Origin of the sequence: Flavobacterium columnare NBRC 100251 = ATCC 23463 (assembly GCF_002530675.1) — a bacterium.
Lineage (GTDB): Bacteria > Bacteroidota > Bacteroidia > Flavobacteriales > Flavobacteriaceae > Flavobacterium > Flavobacterium columnare.
This window is the reverse complement of sequence record NZ_PCMX01000002.1, coordinates 91,381-107,538: the sequence shown is the minus strand read 5'-3', so window position 1 is coordinate 107,538 and position 16,158 is coordinate 91,381. Positions and strand designations below refer to the sequence as shown.

15 protein-coding genes are annotated in these 16,158 nt (G+C 30.9%); 13 read left to right on the top strand and 2 right to left on the bottom strand.

Features of this window, described 5'->3' with window-relative positions; genetic code table 11:
• The 6 genes from B0A78_RS00595 to bshA form a co-directional block, all read left to right on the top strand.
• A partial coding sequence (locus tag B0A78_RS00595; protein WP_097609288.1) for an MlaD family protein occupies positions 1–793 on the top strand: 793 nt, incomplete at its 5' end.
• A gap of 29 nt (positions 794–822) precedes the next feature.
• Positions 823–2,157: a (Fe-S)-binding protein gene (locus tag B0A78_RS00590; protein ID WP_014165523.1), complete on the top strand. Its 1,335-nt coding sequence runs from the start codon at positions 823–825 to the stop codon at positions 2,155–2,157.
• Between the two features lie 35 nt (positions 2,158–2,192).
• Complete coding sequence (locus tag B0A78_RS00585; RefSeq protein ID WP_065213430.1) at positions 2,193–2,984, top strand: (Fe-S)-binding protein; 792 nt, start codon at positions 2,193–2,195, stop codon at positions 2,982–2,984.
• Between the two features lie 7 nt (positions 2,985–2,991).
• Positions 2,992–3,474, top strand: a complete 483-nt coding sequence (locus tag B0A78_RS00580; protein ID WP_014165521.1) for a hypothetical protein — start codon at positions 2,992–2,994, stop codon at positions 3,472–3,474.
• Positions 3,475–3,483: 9 nt separating this feature from the next.
• Positions 3,484–6,489, top strand: coding sequence for a glycoside hydrolase family 3 N-terminal domain-containing protein (locus B0A78_RS00575; RefSeq protein WP_065213431.1), 3,006 nt, complete (start codon positions 3,484–3,486; stop codon positions 6,487–6,489).
• Between the two features lie 192 nt (positions 6,490–6,681).
• A complete protein-coding gene (bshA, locus tag B0A78_RS00570; RefSeq protein ID WP_014165519.1) occupies positions 6,682–7,821 on the top strand; it encodes an N-acetyl-alpha-D-glucosaminyl L-malate synthase BshA in 1,140 nt (379 codons plus the stop codon).
• A 136-nt stretch (positions 7,822–7,957) separates the two neighbouring features.
• Here the strand turns inward: bshA and B0A78_RS00565 are convergent, their stop codons facing one another.
• Positions 7,958–8,878, bottom strand: coding sequence for a bifunctional metallophosphatase/5'-nucleotidase (locus B0A78_RS00565; protein ID WP_014165518.1), 921 nt, complete (start codon positions 8,876–8,878; stop codon positions 7,958–7,960).
• A gap of 19 nt (positions 8,879–8,897) precedes the next feature.
• Positions 8,898–9,650: a 5'-nucleotidase C-terminal domain-containing protein gene (locus B0A78_RS00560; protein ID WP_014165517.1), complete on the bottom strand. Its 753-nt coding sequence runs from the start codon at positions 9,648–9,650 to the stop codon at positions 8,898–8,900.
• 101 nt (positions 9,651–9,751) lie between these two features.
• Between B0A78_RS00560 and B0A78_RS00555 the strand changes: the two genes are divergently transcribed.
• The 7 genes from B0A78_RS00555 (at position 9,752) to recN (ending at position 16,154) form a co-directional block, all read left to right on the top strand.
• Positions 9,752–10,270: a DUF6913 domain-containing protein gene (locus tag B0A78_RS00555; protein ID WP_014165516.1), complete on the top strand. Its 519-nt coding sequence runs from the start codon at positions 9,752–9,754 to the stop codon at positions 10,268–10,270.
• A gap of 4 nt (positions 10,271–10,274) precedes the next feature.
• On the top strand, positions 10,275–11,156 hold the full coding sequence (dapA, locus tag B0A78_RS00550) for a 4-hydroxy-tetrahydrodipicolinate synthase (RefSeq protein ID WP_014165515.1): 882 nt from the start codon (positions 10,275–10,277) through the stop codon (positions 11,154–11,156).
• 110 nt (positions 11,157–11,266) lie between these two features.
• Positions 11,267–12,061, top strand: coding sequence for an outer membrane protein assembly factor BamD (locus tag B0A78_RS00545; RefSeq protein WP_014165514.1), 795 nt, complete (start codon positions 11,267–11,269; stop codon positions 12,059–12,061).
• A 9-nt stretch (positions 12,062–12,070) separates the two neighbouring features.
• Positions 12,071–12,385: a DNA-directed RNA polymerase subunit omega gene (locus B0A78_RS00540; RefSeq protein ID WP_014165513.1), complete on the top strand. Its 315-nt coding sequence runs from the start codon at positions 12,071–12,073 to the stop codon at positions 12,383–12,385.
• Between the two features lie 15 nt (positions 12,386–12,400).
• Positions 12,401–13,609 (top strand): bifunctional phosphopantothenoylcysteine decarboxylase/phosphopantothenate--cysteine ligase CoaBC, encoded by a 1,209-nt coding sequence (gene coaBC, locus B0A78_RS00535; RefSeq protein WP_065213432.1) that lies wholly within the window; start codon positions 12,401–12,403, stop codon positions 13,607–13,609.
• The gene (gene porD, locus B0A78_RS00530) at positions 13,602–14,492 is read left to right on the top strand and encodes a type IX secretion system protein PorD (protein WP_041253219.1); all 891 of its coding nucleotides are present in this window, start codon (positions 13,602–13,604) and stop codon (positions 14,490–14,492) included. The genes coaBC and porD overlap by 8 nt, the downstream gene beginning before the upstream one ends.
• Positions 14,493–14,501: 9 nt before the next feature.
• Positions 14,502–16,154 carry a DNA repair protein RecN gene (gene recN / locus B0A78_RS00525; protein WP_065213433.1) on the top strand — a complete coding sequence of 551 codons (1,653 nt, stop codon included), beginning with the start codon at positions 14,502–14,504 and terminating at the stop codon, positions 16,152–16,154.
• Positions 16,155–16,158 lie beyond the last annotated feature (4 nt).

Genomic DNA, 16,158 nt, shown 5'->3' with positions numbered 1-16,158 from the left:
ATCTGTCACTATCAGTGGAAAAGTAGTTGGTAAAGTCAAATCACTAAATTTGACAGATACAGGAAAAATTCTAGCTGAATTACAAATTAATCAAGATGATTTTCCAATCTCTAAAACAAGTGTAGCTCAAATATATGAGCCTGGTTTTATAGGGGGAAAACAAATAGCTATTATTCCTAATTTTAATGATAAAAATATAACAGTTGACGGAGATCGTTTAAAGGCAGATGTTAAATTAGGATTAACAGATAATTTAGGTAAAAAATTAGCTCCAACTCAGCAAAAAATAGAGTCATTAGTTCAAGATGCAGATCAATTAATGATTAATGTTAATCAGATTTTAAATGATCAAGCAAAGAACGATCTTCAACAAGCTATAGCTCAGCTTAGTCAAACAATGGCAGAGTTTAATAAATTAGGTAAAGGAGCTAACCAATTATTAGCAACCAATCAAAAAAGCTTAAATCATTCATTAGGAAATATAGAAAAAATTACCACAGATTTTTCGAAAGTATCTAGTGAGTTAGAAAAAGCAGAATTAGGAAAGACCTTGAAAAACTTAGAAGGAACCTTAGCTAATGTTAATAAACTAATGGCAGATATGCAAGCGGGACAAGGAACTTTAGGAAAAGCAATGAAAGACGAGGCAATGTATAATAACTTGACCAAAGCCGCTAAAGAAATTGAATTGTTATTACAAGATTTGCGTTTGCATCCTACCCGTTATGTGAATGTTTCCCTTTTTGGTAAAAAAGATAAACCATATAAAGGACCTGAATCACAATCAAAATAATTTTAAACCAATCAATCTTTTATAGATATATGAATTATTTAAGCAGTTTATTTTTTCTAATTATTCTTGGTGTTGGAATAGGATTTTTTGCAAAAAATGTAAAAAAAATCATTCGTAATATAAAGTTAGGAAAAGATATTAATCGATCAGATCGTTCATCAGATCGTTGGAAAAATATGCTCTTAGTAGCATTTGGTCAGAAAAAGATGTTTACACGTCCAATACCTGCAGTTTTGCATTTTGTATTGTATTCAGCTTTTATAATTACTCAAATAGAATTAGTCGAAATTTTTATTGATGGTATTTTTGGAACTCATCGTTTTTTTAAACCAGCTTTAGGTGGTTTTTATACTTTTTTAATCAGTTTTATCGAAATTTTATCAGTTACCGCATTAGTGGCTACTGTTGCTTTTTTAATGAGAAGAAATTTACTTAAATTACCTCGTTTAAATAAGACCGAATTGTTAGGATGGCCTAAAAAAGATGCAAACTTAATCCTGATAATGGAAATTGTATTAGTATCTTGTATTTTCACTATGAATGGAACGGATCAAGTGTTATATACAATGGGTAAATCACACTTTGAAGGACAAGGATCGTTTGGGTTTACTGTATCTCAGTATTTAGGGCCTGCTTTTTTTGGAAGTTTGAGTGAGGGAACCTTACATATTTTGGAAAGAATAGGCTGGTGGGGACATTTTATGATGGTAATGGTTTTCTTAAATTACCTATACTATTCTAAACATTTACATATTATTCTAGCTTTTCCAAATACATTTTTTGCAGATTTGAACCCTTTAGGAAAGTTTGATAATTTAGAAAGTGTTACCAATGAAGTGAAATTAATGATGGATCCAAATGCTGATCCTTATGCGGCAGCACCAGCAGATGCAGTACCAAGTAAGTTTGGAGCTTCGGATGTTACAGATTTAAATTGGGTTCAATTGTTAAACGCTTATACATGTACTGAATGTGGACGTTGTACATCTTCTTGCCCAGCCAATCAGACAGGTAAAAAATTATCTCCTCGTAAAATTATGATGGATACACGCGATCGTTTAACAGAAGTGGGAGATAATATAAATAAAAATAAAGGGGTATTTGTAGAAGATGGAAAAACGTTATTAAATGACTATATTACACAAGAAGAACTTTGGGCTTGTACTTCATGTAATGCTTGTGTAGAAGAATGTCCCGTTAATATAAGTCCTCTTTCGATAATCATGGATATGCGTCGCTATTTAGTAATGGAGCAAAGCGCAGCACCTCAGTCTTTAAATGCCATGATGACCAATATTGAAAACAATAGTGCACCTTGGCAATATAGTCAGATGGATCGTTTGAATTGGAAAGACGAAAATTAATAGTTGAAATTGCAGACAAATCAATATAGAGAGTTATGTCAGAAAATTTAATAGTGCCTACAATGGCAGAAATGTTAGCTCAAGGGAAACAGCCAGAAGTTTTATTCTGGGTAGGATGTGCAGGAAGTTTTGATGATAGAGCTAAAAAGATAACAAAAGCATTTGTTAAAATTTTAAATAAAGCAAGCGTTGAATTTGCGGTTTTAGGAACCGAAGAAGCTTGTACAGGAGATCCTGCAAAGCGTGCAGGAAACGAATTTTTGTTTCAAATGCAAGCTTTTATGAATATTGAAGTTCTAAAGGCTTATGAAACAAAAAAAATTGTAACGGCTTGTCCTCATTGTTTTAATACTCTAAAAAACGAATATCCAGAATTAGGAGGGGAGTTTGAAGTAGTGCATCATACCGAATTTTTAAAAGAACTATTAGACGGAGGGCGCTTGACGATTGAAGGAGGTCAGTTTAAAGGGAAAAAAATAACATTCCACGACCCGTGCTATTTAGGACGTGCTAATAAAATATATGAAGCACCTCGTGACCTAATTCAAAAGTTAGATGCAGAACTCGTTGAAATGAAACGTTCTAAGGCTAACGGATTATGTTGTGGAGCAGGAGGAGCACAAATGTTTAAAGAACCTGAAAACGGAGATAAAGACATTAACGTTGAGCGTACAGAAGACGCATTAGCAACTAAGGTAGATATCATAGCTGCTGGATGTCCTTTTTGTAATACAATGCTAACAGATGGTACTAAAGCAAAACATCGCGAACATGATGTAAAAGTACTGGATGTAGCAGAATTAATTGCTAACGCCCAAGATTTATAATATTAAGATGTATATACCTTTTGAAAATATGCCACTTGATTCACGTGTTTGGATTTACCAATCCAACCGAAAATTAAGTGATGTCGAAGTGGAAGAAATAGCCGCTCATGTACAAAACTTTATTGATGATTGGTCAGCTCATGGTGCTTCTTTAGAAGCATCATTTGATATTAGATATAATCGTTTCGTTATTTTAGCAGTGAATGCTGATGTACAAGCACCTACAGGGTGTTCAATTGATAGTTCAGTACAATTTATTCAGCAATTAGAAAAAAAATATGACATTGATTTGTTGGATAAAATGAACGTTACTTTTAAAAATGGGGATTTTATAGCGCATAAATCATTAATAGATTTCAAGAAAATGGCTAAAGAAAAAGCAGTTTCAGCGTCTACCATTGTTTTTAATAATTTAGTTAATACTATAGAGGAACTGAATGATTCTTGGGAAGTTCCTGCAAATGAAAGCTGGCATAGCCGCTTTTTTTAATCAATAAACATGAAGTTTTCTATTTTTAAATACTTATTTTTTTCTGTAATAGCCTTATTAATGATGCAATGCGCGGTTATAAAAAATCGTAAAAGGCAAGAGACTATTATGGCAGAAACAAAAAATATACCTGTAATTCAAAAATTTATAGATCCTACTAAAGAAGGATTCAATCTATTTAACGAATTGGCAGGAGAACGTCAATGGGTTGATAGTATCTATAATTCGTTAAGTTTTGAAGAAAAATTAGGACAACTTTTTATGGTTGCAGCGTATTCTAATAAAGATACAGTTCATTTTAACGCATTAGATAAACTTATAAAGAATTATAAAATAGGAGGACTAATTTTCTTTCAAGGAGGTCCATTGCGTCAAGCAAAACTAACAAATCGTTTTCAAGCGAATTCTAAAATACCCCTTTTTGTAGGTAATGATGCAGAGTGGGGACTTAGTATGCGATTAGATTCTACTTATGCTTATCCTTGGAATATGACTTTAGGTGCTGTTCAAGATATGAAACTAATAGAACAATTAGGAGAAAGAATGGCTAAGGAAACCAAAAGAATGGGATTGCAGTTTAATTTTGCTCCTGTAATTGATATTAATACAAATCCTAACAACCCCATTATAGGAAATCGCTCTTTTGGTGAAAATAAAGAAGAGGTAACCAAGCGAGCAGTAGCCTTAATGAAAGGGATCCAAAATCAAGGCGTATTTGCTACAGGGAAACATTTTCCAGGGCATGGTGATACAGAAACAGATTCTCATCACACCTTGCCCGTCGTAAACTTTACAAAAGAACGCATAGACTCAGTTGAATTATACCCTTATAAAAAAATGTTCAACTTGGGATTATCTTCTGTTATGGTAGCTCATTTAAATGTGCCAAGTTTAGAAGAACGTCAAAATTATCCTTCTTCTACTTCTTATAATATAGTAACAAATATTTTAAAGAAAGAATTAGACTTTAAAGGGTTGATTTTTACAGATGCTCTTAATATGAAAGGAGCAAGTAGTTTTAAAAAACCAGGCGATATAGATTTAGAAGCCTTTTTAGCTGGTAATGATATTATGTTATTTGCAGAAGATGTTCCAGCAGCCATTACTAAATTTACACAAGCTTATAACGATAAAATAATTACAGACGATCGTATTGAACATTCCGTAAAAAAGATTTTAAGTTATAAATATAAAGCAGGATTACATCAGTATAAGCCTGTAGATCTAACAGGTTTGTCTAATGATTTAAATGCTCCAGAAGGTAATAAATTGCAATATGAATTATATGAAAATGCAATTACGGTTTTAAAAAATGAACAGTCTCTATTGCCTATAAAAGATTTGACTAAAGCTAAAATAGCCTACGTAAAACTTGGCGATGATTCAGGTGCCGTTTTTTTGAACTCATTAAAAAAATATGCCGAAGTACAAGAAATGGAAGAAAAAAATCTAGATACCCTTTTGGTTAATTTAAAGGAATTTAATACGGTAATTATAGGATATCATAAGTCGGATAAAGCATGGCGTAAGCATGATTTTTCTGAAAAGGATCTACTTTGGTTAGAAAAAATAGCAGCTCAAAACCATGTAATTCTAGATGTTTTCGTAAAACCATACACGTTACTTAAAATTAAATCCTTTGACAATATAAAAGGACTAATAGTTAGCTACCAAAATGGGGATATACCACAAACTATTTCAGCTGAATTAATTTTTGGAGCAATAGAATCAAAAGGTAAATTACCTGTTTCTATTAAAGAACATTTTAAGGTAGGAGAAGGACTATCTACCGAAAAAATTAATAGATTAGGCTTTTCTTCCCCAGAAGGAGTAGGGATGAGTTTTAATAAATTAAAAGAAATTGATGATATAGTTAAAAAAGCAATTGATGATAAAATAACACCTGGAGCACAAGTTTTAGTTGCAAGAAAAGGAAAAATAATTTATCATAAATCATTCGGTTATCACACCTATGAACAAGATTCAAAGGTTAAAAATACAGATGTTTACGATATTGCATCTTTATCTAAAATTATAGGTACTTTACCCAATGTAATGATTGATTATGATAAAGGAAAGATAAATTTAGAAACCCGTTTAGGCGAAATGCTTCCTAAAGCAAGAGGAACAAACAAAGATTCTATTTTTTTTAAAGATTTGCTGTCACACTATGCACGATTAAAACCTTGGGAACCTTTCTATAAACAAACAATTGATTCGATTACTAAGAAACCATCAGAAAAATTATATCGTAAAACGGCAACAGAAGGTTTTACAACGCAAGTATCTGAAAATTTATTTTTAGTAGATAATTACAAAGATTCAATTATATCTAAGATATTAAAAAGTCCGTTATTACCTAAAAAAGAATATAAATACAGCGATTTTACCTTTATTTTATTAAAAGAATATTTAGAAACGCATCATAATACTACCTTAGATAAATTGGCTAATGAAAATTTCTTTTCAAAAATGGGAATGAATTATACAATGTATAATCCTTTGAAAAAAATAGAAATAGATCAAATCCCACCCACAGAAAGAGATAGTTATTTTCGTCAGGATATAATTCAAGGATATGTACACGATATGGCTGCGGCTATGCAAGGAGGAGTAGCAGGCCATGCGGGGTTGTTTTCAAATGCAAGTGACATTGCAAAAATGATGCAGCTTTACTTGAATAAAGGTAATTATGGAGGAATTCAATTTTTTTCTTCTAAAACAATGGACGATTTTAATACTTGTTATTTTTGTACTGAAGGAAATAGAAGAGGAATAGGGTTTGATAAACCTCAGTTAAAAGGGGAAAGCCCTACTTGTGGGTGTGCATCAATAACTAGTTTTGGACATACAGGCTTTACAGGAACAATGACTTGGGCTGATCCAGAAAAAGAACTTATTTATATATTCTTATCCAATAGAACCTTTCCAGATAGTAATGCACCAAATAGACTTGCAAAAGAAAACACAAGAGAAAAAATTCAGCAAATTATTTATGATTCAATTCTTGATTAATCGGTACTATTTAGTGAAACTAGTTTTTAAATTTTTAGAATATAGTAAATTCGTAAAGTAATAAATTTACTTTGCGAATTTTTTTTAATAATTTTTTTTAAAAAAAAATCTACTCTTATTTGTTTTTTAAAAATATAAAGATTAGCTAAAAGAGTAGAGTGATTTTTAAAATAATAATATTTTTCATTATTTATGAAAATAGCAATAGTTTGTTATCCAACATTTGGAGGTAGCGGTGTAGTAGCAACAGAATTAGGTTTAGAGCTGGCTCGTCGAGGTCATGAAATTCATTTTATTACCTATCGTCAACCCGTGCGTTTAGCTCTTTTGAGTCACAATGTACATTATCATGAAGTAAACGTTCCTGAATATCCATTATTTCATTACCAACCCTATGAATTAGCTCTTTCGAGTAAATTAGTAGATATGGTAAAACTCTATAAAATAGATGTATTGCATGTGCATTATGCCATACCTCATGCTTATGCAGGTTATATGGCTAAACAAATTTTAAAAGAAGAGGGAATTAATCTACCAATGGTTACTACATTGCATGGTACAGATATAACGTTAGTTGGAAATCATCCTTATTATAAACCAGCAGTTACTTTTAGTATCAATAAGTCAGATGTAGTAACATCTGTTTCAAAAAGCTTAAAAGAAGATACACTAAAATATTTTGATGTAACTAAGGAAATAAAAGTAGTTCCTAATTTTATAGAAATAGAAGAAACAGAGGCTCACAATCTAATTTGTAAAAGGTCTGTAATGGCTACGCCAGAAGAGAAAATAATTACCCATATTAGTAATTTTAGAAAGGTTAAAAAGATACCAGATGTAGTTAAAGTCTTTTTTAAGATACAAGAAAAAATACCTGCTAAACTAATGATGGTGGGTGATGGACCTGAAAAAGAAAAAGCAGAATGGCTTTGTAGAGAATTAGGTATTGAAGAAAAAGTTATTTTCTTTGGAAACAGTCATGAAATTAGTCAGATCTTATGTTATTCAGATCTGTTTTTATTGCCTTCTGATACAGAAAGCTTTGGATTGGCAGCACTAGAAGCCATGGCTAATAAAGTACCTGTTATATCAAGTAATTCGGGTGGTTTGCCTGAAGTTAATATAAATGGTGTTTCAGGCTTTTTAAGCTCGGTAGGCGATGTAGATGATATGGCTCAAAATGCCCTTAAAATTCTTTCAAACGATGATATACTAAACGAATTCAAAAGGAAAGCTTTTGAAACGGCCAAATTGTTTTCTGTAGAAAATATAGTGCCTATTTATGAAAATATTTATAAAGAAATCATTAATTCAAAAGAAAATATTTTGTAATTGTTTTATCTTTTGTTATAGGAAATTTTCTTAAAGATACAACCCCATTTTTGATTATTTATGTTCAAAAACGGGGTTTATTTAAGAATAAGTTTGTTATTTTTTAAAAAAAACAAAAGTGTCTTTTTGTAGTTATTTATATAACAATTTTTCTTCCTGTTCCAGGAGCTATGTTTTTTTGATCGTCTATATAAAAATCAATACGCCCCAAATTAATACCATAGGCCCCTACTTGATTAATTAGAACTTCTTTGTCATCTAAATTTCTTTCAATTACAGGTTTATCTAAGAAAGTATGCGTATGACCTCCAATAATTAGATCAATATTCTTGGTTTTTTTTGCTAAGTTGATATCTGAAATTCTTTCTGGTTCATTTTTATACTCAAAACCTAAATGGGATAAACAAATGATTAAATCACATTTTTCAACCTCTTTTAGTTTTTTTGTTATATCATTTGCAATTTCTACTGGATCTAGATATTTAGTTTCTTTATAATATCTAGGATCTACCAAGCCATATAGTTCTACTCCTAAACCAAATATTCCTATTTTAATTCCTGCTTTTTCAAAAATTTTATAAGGTTTGATATGAGTATCTAAGATAGTATTTTTAAAATCATAATTAGCACAAACAAACTCAAAAGAAGCGTTAGGTAATTGCCCATACAATCCTGTAATACCATTGTCGAAGTCATGATTACCTATTGTAGCAAGGTCATATTTCATCATGCTCATAACTTTAAATTCAATCTCCCCGCCGTAGTAGTTAAAATAGGGGGTGCCTTGAAAGATATCGCCCGCATCTAGTAGCAGTACGTTGTCTTCTTCTTTTCGAATTTGACTAATAAGTGCTGCTCTTCTAGCAACACCTCCTAAGTTAGGGTTTTTAGGATGTCCTTCTGGGAAAGGATCTATTTGACTATGTGTGTCATTAGTATGTAAAATGGTAAGTTTTCGTAAAGAACCAGCTGTATTAAAGCTACTTAAAGATAAACCTCCTAGTCCTAATAAAGCAGAACTAGCAACCGTATTTTTTAAAAAATCTCTTCTTTTCATAATCTCTTTTCTTTAAGTGTTATTCTTGAGTAACTTTAGTAATTTGTGGAACTTTTACAATATCTACTGAATCAAAATAGTCAATTAGCATATCTCTTAATTTATAATCAATAGATATTTTACGAGTAGCTTTTAAGAAAAACTCCATTCGATCACCTCCACTAGCTAAATAGTCATTAGCTGCTACGTAATAAGTTTTTTCTAAGTCTAGATCATTTTTACCTATTTTAATATCTTTAGGTTTATTGTCAGAGCTTATAGTGAAACTCATCCCAGCAAAAGGATGTGGTTTCTTTTCCTTAATAAAGAAGTTGATAAAGTCTAAAATAACATCTCCTTTTACTTCTAAAATCATAGCTGCATTTTCAAAAGGCATTACTTCAAATGCGTTTCTAGCAGTAACATTACCTAATGGAATGACAGTTCGTATTCCTCCACTATTTAATACCGAAATATCAGCTACTTTATTTTCTCTTTCTTTTAGTACTTGACTACTTCTTTCTAAAATAATTTCAGCAAATAAATCACCAATATTACTTTGGAATTTTGTTCCTTTTGTTTTGTCAAGTAACTGAGGATTGTAAGCTAAAACTTTGTCTAGATCTTTGTTTATTTGTTGTCTGTAAGGAGCTATTAAGGTTTCATATTCCTGAATGCTACCTACGCTAGCTTCTACCTTAATTTGTTTGCCATGAATTTCTTTTACTACATTTTGTGCATTTGTAGTAAAGCTAAACGTTATTAACGTTAAAATTAAACCAAAATGTTTCATTTATTCCTACTCTTTTTTATACTTTTACCTAGCATTTAAGATGCTGAGTAAAGCTTGTTAACATTAATTCGTTTCAAAAGAAACAAGGCGACAAAAATAATATGTTTATAAACTATATAAAAGGATTATCGTTAAAAAAAAAATTAAATTCTACTTTACAACCTGTAAAAGAGGCTCCGTTAGTTACTTCCATTAAAAGAGTAGGGATTTTATTAGATGAGTCATATTCTTTTAAAGAACAAGAATTGATAAATGAATTAATAAATAAGGGTTTTAAACGTGATAATATTAAGGTTTTAGTTTATAGAGACAAACTAGAGAAGAGTCTACATTTAACTTTTCCAACTTTTTCTTTTAAAGATATTAATTGGAAGGGAGAGTTTTCGGTTCCGTTTGTTAATGAGTTTATGTATACCCCTTTTGATCTATTAATAAGTTATTATGATGTCGAAAAGGCACCTTTGTTATTAGTTACACATAACTCGAAAGCATTATTTAAGGTAGGGTTTTCCTCAGTAGATAAAAGACTAAATCATTTGATAATAAATACAAATGCTCAAAATTTTAAAATTTTTGTGCAAGAATTGGTTAAATATTTGAAAATTTTAAATAGGATATAATAAAATGAAATCATTCATAGGTACGGGTGTAGCTTTAGTGACGCCTTTTAAAAAAGATTTTTCAGTAGATGTTGAAGCGTTAGCAAAAATTGTCAATTATGTTATTGATGGAGGAGTAGAATATTTAGTAATATTAGGTACTACAGCAGAATCAGCTACTTTGTCATCAGAAGAAAAAGAACTTGTAATAAATACAATCGTTACAACTAACGCGGGTAGATTGCCATTGGTTTTAGGAGTAGGAGGGAATGATACATTAAAAGTGGTAGAAGAATTAAAAACTCGTGATTTATCACCTTTTAAAGCTATTTTGTCGGTTTCCCCTTATTATAATAAACCTACACAAGAAGGAATTTTTCAACATTTTAAAATGATAGCAGATGCTTCACCTCTTCCTGTTATTTTATATAATGTACCAGGTAGGACTTCAAGTAATATGTTGCCAACTACAGTTTTACGTATTGCTAACGAATGTAAAAATGTAATAGGAATAAAAGAAGCAGCAGGAGATATCGTACAGGCTATGAAATTAATTCAGTTGTTACCTAAGCATTTTTTAGTTATATCGGGAGATGATATGATAACATTGCCTATGGTACTAGCAGGAGGGGCAGGGGTTATTTCTGTAATAGGTGAAGGTTTTCCAAAAGAATTCTCAGAAATGGTGCGTCTAGGATTAAAACGCAACGTAGATGAAGCTTACGCATTGCATTATACATTAATGGATAGCATAGATATGATTTTTGAACAAGGAAATCCGGCAGGAATTAAAGAAGTATTTAAAACGCTAGGATTATCCAAAAATACATTACGTTTGCCTTTAGTGAATGTAAATGAAGATTTGGCTAATCGTTTAGAATCATTTACAAAACAAATGACTAAATAGCAGAAAAATAAAGTTTTGAAGTAAAAAATTAATAATTAACTTTGCACTCTGACTTTTAGGGAGTGTTTGTAGTATTCTAATAAGTCTTTGAAAAAAGTTGGTAAATTTTTATGAATAAATATATAGGAGGTATTTTATCTACAATGTTGTTAGCTTCTTGTAGTGAGTATCAAAAAGCATTGAAATCAGAGGATCCGGCCGTTAAGTTAACAGCCGCGACACATAAATACGAACAAGAAAAATATACAAAAGCTATTCGTCTTTTTGAACAAATAGCTCCTGTGTATAGAGGTAAAGCAGACGCTGAAAATTTGTATTACATGTTTGCTAAATCATATTTTGTAACAGAACAATATTATTTAGCGGGGTATCAGTTTGAAAGTTTTAACGCTTTATACCCTAAAAGTAAGAATGCAGAAGAAGCAGCCTTTTTAGGAGCTAAGTCTTACTCAGAGTTATCGCCTGTTTATTCGTTAGATCAAACAGATACAGAAAAAGCCATTTCAAAAATGCAAGAATTTATTAACAAGTATCCTAATTCAACAAGTCTTTCAGAAGCTAATAAAATTGTTTTAGGACTACAACAAAAGTTAGAAAAAAAAGCATTTGAAATAGCCAAACAATACAATACCATTTCAGATTATAAAGCAGCTTTAAAAGCATTGGATAATTTTTTAATTGATTATCCAGGAACAGTTTATAAGGAAAAAGCTTTGTTTTACAAACTAGATTCAGCCTATAAATTGGCTATAAATAGTGTTACTACTAAAATGGAAGAACGTTTAAAAGAGGCTCGTTTGGCGTATAATGGATTAATGAAGTTTAAAGCTGATTCAAGTTTTAAAAAAGAGGCGGATCAAATGTTGGTTCGTATAGAAAAAGATTTACAACAATTTCAAAAATAGGATATTAGAATGGATTTAAAAAAGACAACAGCTCCAGTTAACACGGTTACTTATAATAAAAACAAAATTGAAGAACCAACCGGAAATATCTATGAAGCTATTACAATTATGGCAAGAAGAGCTAATCAAATTAATTCTGAGATCAAAAAAGAATTAATAGAAAAATTAGACGAGTTTGCTACCTATAATGATAGTCTTGAAGAAATTTTTGAAAACAAAGAGCAAATTGAAGTTTCTAAATTTTACGAAAGATTACCAAAACCTCATGCTTTAGCAGTACAAGAGTGGTTAGAAGGAAAAATCTATCATAAGAATACTAAATAATATAGGCTTAATAACATGTCGGTTTTAAGTGGTAAAAAAATAATACTAGGTGTAACTGGTGGAATTGCCGCTTATAAGTCGGCTTCATTAGTAAGGCTTTTAATAAAAGCAGGTGCTCAGGTTCAAGTAATCATGACACCTGCTTCTCTTGATTTTGTTACTCCGTTAACGCTTTCAACATTATCCAAAAATCCAGTTTATACTCATTTTTTTAACGAAGAGGATGCTGCTGCCTTATGGAATAACCATGTTGAATTAGGGCTTTGGGCTGATTTTATGATCATTGCACCTGCTACTGCTAATACAATGTCTAAAATGGTAAATGGAAATTGCGACAATCTTTTGTTAGCAACCTATTTATCCGCCAAATGTCCCGTTTATTTCGCACCAGCAATGGATTTAGATATGTACAAACACCCTTCAACCTTAGCTAGTTTTGATGCTTTAAAACGCTTTGGTAATATTATGATACCAGCTGAAAACGGTGAATTAGCAAGCGGTCTGTCTGGTGAAGGACGTATGGCTGAACCTGAAAATATTGTTTTTTTTATTGAAAAAGACTTAGAAAGCAAACTGCCCCTAAAAGGAAAAAAAATATTAATTACTGCTGGTCCCACTTATGAAGCTATAGATCCTGTTCGATTTATAAGCAATCATTCTACAGGTAAAATGGGATTTGATATAGCTGATGCAGCTGCTGGTTTAGGAGCTGAAGTAATTTTGATCACAGGGCCAACTCATCTTCAAACTAAAAACAAAACAATTCAAATAAAACGAGTACGTTCAGCAGAAGATATGTATAATGCTTGCCATGAGGTTTATAATAGTGTAGATGTAGCTATTGCAGCAGCAGCAGTAGCAGACTATAAACCTAAAAAAATAGCCTCCCAAAAAATAAAAAAGAACGATCCAACGTTTGTAATTGAATTAGAAAAAACAAAAGATGTTCTAGCTTCTTTAGGAGCAATTAAAAATAATCAGTTTTTGATTGGTTTTGCTTTAGAAACAGAAAATGAAATTGAATACGCAAAACAAAAAATTCAGAAAAAGAACCTAGATTTAATTGTTTTGAACTCATTAAACGATACAGGAGCCGGTTTTGGACAACCTACCAATAAAGTTACTTTTATTGATAAAAAATTTAATATAGAACCTCAGGAACTAAAATCAAAAGAAGCAGTAGCTATGGATATAGTAAATAAAATTGTGAATCATTATGCGTAAATTTTTAATCTTATTTATCTGTCTCCTCTCCGGTAGTAGCTATTATGCACAAGAGTTGAATTGTACGGTAGAAATTAATACCAACCAAGTTTCAGGAACAAATCAACAAATATTTAAAACGTTAAAAAAAACACTTACAGAGTTCATAAATAATACAAAATGGACAGATAAATCATATAAGGCAAATGAAAAAATAAACAGTTCATTTTTCTTTAATATCACTTCTTTTGATAATATAAATCAATTTACGGCCAGTTTGCAAGTTACAGCCACGCGCCCTGTATACAATGCAACCTATACAACGCCTATTTTAAATATCAACGATAAAGAATTAAAATTTACTTATAACGAATTTCAAAACTTAGTATTCAATCCCAATACTTATGAATCTAATTTAATTTCTATAGTTGCTTTTTATGCAAACATGATTATTGGAATAGATGCTGATACCTTTGCTTTAGAAGGAGGAACAAAAGCTTTTGAAGTAGCTTCTAGTATTGTAGCACAAGCACAAGTAACACAAGAAAAAGGATGGGCAGCTACTTCACCACAAAATCGTTATTTTTTAGTAAATGATATATTATCTCCTACTTTTGCGTCTTATCGTAAAACAAATTATGAGTATCATTTGAAAGCATTAGACAAGATGGCTGAAAATCCGAAAGAAGGAAAAGAAGCCATGCAAAAAGCCATTTTTAATTTAAAAGAAATTGCCGTATCTCGTCCAAATGCTTATTTGACTCGAATCTTTTTTGATACCAAGTCCGATGAAATTCTAAATGTGTTTTCTGAAGGCCCTAAAATGGAGGTAAATCAATTAGTTGAAACATTAAGTAAATTATCTCCAACGAATATTAGTAAATGGAGTCAGATTAGTTTTTAATTTTGTATCATGCTTATACAATTATCAATTAAAAATTTTGCGTTAATAGAACAATTAGAAATGAATTTTTCTGATCAGTTCTCTATAATCACGGGTGAAACAGGGGCTGGTAAATCCATCCTATTAGGAGCACTCGGATTAGTTTTAGGAAATCGAGCGGATTTAGGATCTCTTAAAGATAAAGAACAAAAATGTGTGATAGAAGCTCATTTTAACTTATCTGCCTATAATCTACAAGATTTTTTTAAACAAAATGATATGGATTTTGAAGAAGTAACCATAATTCGTCGTGAAATTCTTCCTTCTGGTAAGTCAAGAGCATTTGTAAATGATAGTCCTATAAATTTAACCGAATTACAAGAGTTGGGTACTTTTTTGATTGATATTCATTCACAACAGCAAACACGTGAATTAACAGAGGAATCATATCAAATAGAAATTTTAGATGCTATAGCTTCTAATGGAACCGTATTAAACACCTATCAAAAAAATCTAAAACAGTACAAATCACTTCAAGGATCATTAAAGAAAATTTTATCAGAAAAAGAATCTTTAGCTAAAGAAGCAGATTATAATAGTTTTTTGCTACAAGAATTAGTTAATGCTAATCTCAAAGAAGGAGAACAGCAAGAATTAGAAGATATTTTTGAAAAATTAAACAATATTGAAATAATAAAAGAAAATCTTGATAAATCTATTGCATTAAATAATGAAGAGCAAATAGGGATTTTACAAAATGTAAAAGAAGTAAAAAACGCACTTCAAAAAATAGGAAATTTTTCTCAAGAATACCAAGCTTTGTTTGAAAGAATAACAAGTGTCTTGATAGAAATGGATGATTTAGTAAGCGATTTAGAAAATCAAAGAGAAAAACTTTTTAGTGATCCTGAAAAGTTAGAATGGGTAAGTCAAAAACTACAACTTATTTATAATCTCCAAAAAAAGCACCAAGTAACTACTGTAGAAGAATTAATTCAAATTCAAAAAGATTTAGATGCAAAAGTTGTATTTGCAGGAGATCTTGATGAACAAATAGAAAAACTACAATCCGAAATAAATACAATACAAGAAAAGTTAGTAGAATTAACCACAACTATTTCTAAAAAGCGTAAAGAGGCAGTGCCTACCTTAGTTTCTCAAATAGGAATTATTTTAAATGAATTAGGAATGTCAAATGCCCGTTTTGAATTTGATATAAAAGAGTCAGAAACATTCTTAGCCAACGGAAAAGATGAAATCCAATTATTGTTTTCTGCAAACAAAGGAACTGATTTTGGATTGCTAAAAAAAGTAGCTTCAGGAGGTGAAATGTCACGTATCATGTTAGCTGTAAAAGCGGTTTTAGCAAACTATTCGAAATTGCCAACAATAATTTTTGATGAAATAGATACAGGAGTGTCAGGTGAAGTAGCTCAAAAAATGGCAAACATAATGAAGTTAATGAGTGAAAAAATGCAAGTGTTTGCTATCACACATCTACCCCAAATTGCATCTAAAGGACAGCAACATTATAAAGTTTTTAAATCAGATCGAGCAGATGTTACTGTTTCAGAATTAAAATTACTGTCTCTAGAAGAACGAATAATAGAAATAGCAGAAATGCTATCAGGTAAAAATATTTCAGACTCTGCTATTGCACATGCAAAAGCATTGCTTAACTAATTAT